Raw genomic sequence first — 3,470 nt, 5'->3', positions numbered from 1 at the left:
ACCCGGTGGGGTCCGGGGACGACGGCGGGGGCGTGTACGTCTGGATGGTGGCCTGCGGGGACGTCGTCGCCGGGCCCTCGCCGCTCGGGATGGGCGAGGGGGCGGACGGAGAGGGCGACGACGTGCTCGGCGTGGTCACCACCGCGGGGACGGGGTCCGGGGAGCCGCCGGCCGGGCGGTGCGTCAGCCAGGCCGCGCCGCCCGTGACGAGCGCGACGACGAGCGTGCCCGCCGCGATGGCGGCCATCGGAAGCCGCCGCGGCCGGCGCGGCGCAGCACCCGCCGCCACAGCACCCGTCGTCACAGCGCCCATCGCCTCGGGGACGCCGCCCGCCACGATCACGGCCAGCCGCCGCTCCGCCTCCTCCAGGGTCATCCGCTGGTCCGGGTCCTTGCGCAGCAGGCCGTCCAGCACGGGGGCCAGCACGCCCGCGTTGACCGGCGGCTCCGGATCGGAGTGCATCACGGCGCCCAGCGTGGCCAGGGCGTTGTCGCGCTGGAACGGCGAACGCCCCTCGACGGCCATGTACAGCGTCACGCCCAGCGACCACAAGTCGGAGGCCGGCCGGGCCTGGCCGCCCTCCGCCCGCTCGGGGGCCATGAACGCCGGGGTGCCGATCAGGATGCCCGTCCTGGTGACGGGTGCGTCGTCCTCCGTCGTGGCGATGCCGAAGTCGGTGAGCACGGCCCTGCCGTCGGCGGCCAGCAGCACGTTGTCCGGTTTGACGTCCCGGTGCAGCACGCCCGCCGCGTGCGCCGCGCGCAGCGCCGCTAAGATCTGCAGCCCGATGCCCGCGGCCTCACGCGGCGGCATCGGCCCGTCGTCGCGGATCAGGTCGCCCAGCGTGCGCGAGTGCACGAGCTGCATGACGATCCACGGGTGACCGTCCTCCTCCAGCACGTCGTACACGGTGGCCACGCCGGGGTGCGACACCCGGCCGGCCGCCCGCGCCTCACGGAAGGTGCGCACGGTGAACACCTCCCGCTCGGGACCGGTCAGGTCAGGCGGGGGCACGACCTCCTTCACCGCCACGTCGCGGCCCAGCACCTCGTCGTGCGCGTGCCAGACCTTGCCCATGCCGCCCTTGCCGATCGTTTCGAGCAGGCGATAGCGCCCACCGACCAACGCCGCTGAATCGGACATGCATCGGCGACTACCCGAGAAAAATCCGCACAAGCGCCGTCGTGCCGGCCGCCGCGGCCAGCACGACGAGGAACGGCGCCCGCAGCAGCAGCGCCACGACCGCCGCGCCGAGGCCCGCCGTACGGGCCGGGTCGGCGCTCAGCCCGCCCTCCGCGGTGAACACCTGCACCGCGATCAGCGCCGCCAGCAGCGCCACCGGCACCAGCTCGGCGAAGCGGCTCACCACCGGGTGGTCCAGCACCCGCCGCGGCGCGGCCAGCCCGGCCAGCTTCAGCGCGTAGCAGCCCGCGCACACCGCCGCGATCGCCCACCACAACGTCGTCATCGAACCATCACCACCAGCACCGCGACGGCCGACAGCAGCACGGGCACACCCGGCGGGAAGAACGGGGTGGCGCACAACGCGATCACCGCCGCGGCCGCGGCCAGCTTCCTGAGCTCGGCGCTGCCCGTCAGCCTCGGCCACAGGATCGCCAGGAACGCCGCCGGTCCGACGACGTCCAGCCCGAGCATGCCGGGATCGCCCAGCGACGACGTGCCGAACGCGCCCGCCAGCGTGGTGAGGTTCCAGGTGACGTACAGGCTGGCGAACGTGGTCACGAAACCGGTGCGGGCCGCCTCGGGGGTGGGCTGGGCGAGCGCGACGGCCGTGGTCTCGTCGATGACGCCCTGGGCGGCGAGCAGGCGGCGCGGGCCGCGTACCCGCAGCAGGTCGGCCAGGCGCAGGCCGTACAGGGTGTTGCGGCCGCCGAGGAGCAGCGCGCCGAGGCTCGCGGCCACCAGGTCGCCGCCCGCGCCCACCGCGCCCGTCAGCGCGAACTGGGAGGCCCCCGTGAACGCCAGCAGGCTCAGCACGCACGCCTGCGGCACGGTCAGGCCCGCGGTGACGGCCGCGGCGCCGAAGGCGAGCCCGGACAGCCCCACGGCCAGGCCCACGCCGAGACCGTCCCGCACGGCGGCGGAACGGTGAGTTGTCTGGTCCATGGGGACAGAGGTTATGTACTGGTGGAATCGCCGGTCTTGTACGTTCCTGCGGCCCGCTGGTACGCCGCCGGCGGCACGCCCACGACCCGTTTGAAGTGCCGGTTCAGGTGGGCCTGGTCGGTGAAGCCCACCTCGGCGGCCACCCGCGCCGGCGGCATGCCGGCCAGCAGCAGGCTGCGGGCCCGGCGTACCCGCAGCGAGGTGAGGTAGGCGTGCGGCGGCAGGCCCGTCGCCTCCTTGAACGCCCGCAGCAGCGGGAACGGCCGCGCGCCCACCGCGCCCGCCAGCTCCTCCAGCGTGGGCGGGTCGACCAGGCTGTCGTGCAGCAGGTCGATGGCCTCCCGGACCGCCTTCCTGCCCCCCGTGGGCGGCGCCGAGGGCGGCCGGGGAGCGGCGTGGCGGGTCAGCAGGCGGGCGAACAGCGTACGGCTCAGCGTCGAGGCGGCCAGCGCGTCGCCGCGCTCGGCCGCGCGGTGCGCGCGGGCCAGCAGCGCCGCCACGTGGTCGTCGCGCACCACCTGCCGGGGGAAGTGCGGCGTGCCGTACGGGCCGCCCAGCTCGGCGGCGATCCCGGCCAGCAGGTCGATCGACGGGTAGAGCATGCGGTACGACCACCCGCCCGGCACGCCCGCCTGACCGGTGTGCGCCGTGTCGGGGTTGACCAGCACCACCTCGCCCGCCGCCGCCCGGTGCAGGGTGCCGCTGTAGTCGAACTCCTCCACGCCCTCGACGATCAGGCCGATGGCGTAGCCGTCATGGGCGTGCCGGGTGAAGCGGTGGGTGACGTAGCGGGCCTTGAGCAGGTCGGTCTCCGGTACCGCCGGGTGCCGCCAGAAGCGCGCCTGCTCCTTCACGGCACCTCCTCATCGCGGTCTGAACGTCTTCGTGAACGTCTCGAAGTAGTGTCTGTCCTGCTCCCACCGGGACTGCGGGGTCTCCCAGTAGATCGCGTACGGTCGGCCGTCGGCGGTGTGGAAGCCGCGGTTGATCACGTGGATCAGCTGCCCCTCGCGCGACCGGGTGAACTCCCAGTCCGCCGCCCGCACGCCGAGGTAGTCGGTGGGGGTGATGCCGAGCCTGGTGTACTGCCGGAACTCGCCCTTGGCCCTGATCTCGCGTTCGAGGCCGATCCAGTGCCGTACCGGGTCCTGCCAGGGTATGTCAGGGACGGTCCACTCCACGATGAGCGTTCCGGGGGTGCCGGGGCCGCGGAGGGAGACGCTGTCCCTGTCGGGGTTCTTCGTCGCCTGCCAGCCCTTGGGGACGGCGAGGCGGAAGCGGCCGGCCGCGTTCGTGTACGGCCGCCAGCCCTCGGGGACGGCCGCGCCGGTCGGCTCCTCGG

Annotated in this window: 5 protein-coding genes; all 5 read right to left on the bottom strand. The window is 74.5% G+C overall.

Annotated elements, in window-relative coordinates; translation table 11 throughout:
* The coding region (locus tag C1J01_RS47060; RefSeq protein WP_181449356.1) for a serine/threonine-protein kinase at positions 1–1,144 on the bottom strand (1,144 nt) is incomplete at its 3' end.
* A gap of 10 nt (positions 1,145–1,154) precedes the next feature.
* Complete coding sequence (locus C1J01_RS47055) at positions 1,155–1,469, bottom strand: AzlD domain-containing protein (protein ID WP_111185550.1); 315 nt, start codon at positions 1,467–1,469, stop codon at positions 1,155–1,157.
* Positions 1,466–2,128 (bottom strand): AzlC family ABC transporter permease, encoded by a 663-nt coding sequence (locus C1J01_RS47050; protein ID WP_111185548.1) that lies wholly within the window; start codon positions 2,126–2,128, stop codon positions 1,466–1,468. The genes C1J01_RS47055 and C1J01_RS47050 overlap by 4 nt, the downstream gene beginning before the upstream one ends.
* Before the next feature lie 11 nt (positions 2,129–2,139).
* Positions 2,140–2,982, bottom strand: coding sequence for an AraC family transcriptional regulator (locus C1J01_RS47045; RefSeq protein WP_111185546.1), 843 nt, complete (start codon positions 2,980–2,982; stop codon positions 2,140–2,142).
* 9 nt (positions 2,983–2,991) lie between these two features.
* On the bottom strand, positions 2,992–3,470 hold a 479-nt coding region (locus C1J01_RS50755; RefSeq protein ID WP_500048303.1), incomplete at its 5' end, for a serine/threonine kinase C-terminal domain-containing protein.

The organism is Nonomuraea aridisoli (assembly GCF_003236395.1).
GTDB lineage: Bacteria > Actinomycetota > Actinomycetes > Streptosporangiales > Streptosporangiaceae > Nonomuraea > Nonomuraea aridisoli.
This window is presented reverse-complemented; position numbering and strand designations above follow the sequence as displayed.

Bases quoted from the DNA above. Each gene is read 5' to 3' on its own strand.
- C1J01_RS47055 (WP_111185550.1), bottom strand. From the start codon at position 1,469: ATGACGACGTTGTGGTGGGCGATCGCGGCGGTGTGCGCGGGCTGCTAC.
- C1J01_RS47050 (WP_111185548.1), bottom strand. From the start codon at position 2,128: ATGGACCAGACAACTCACCGTTCCGCCGCCGTGCGGGACGGTCTCGGC.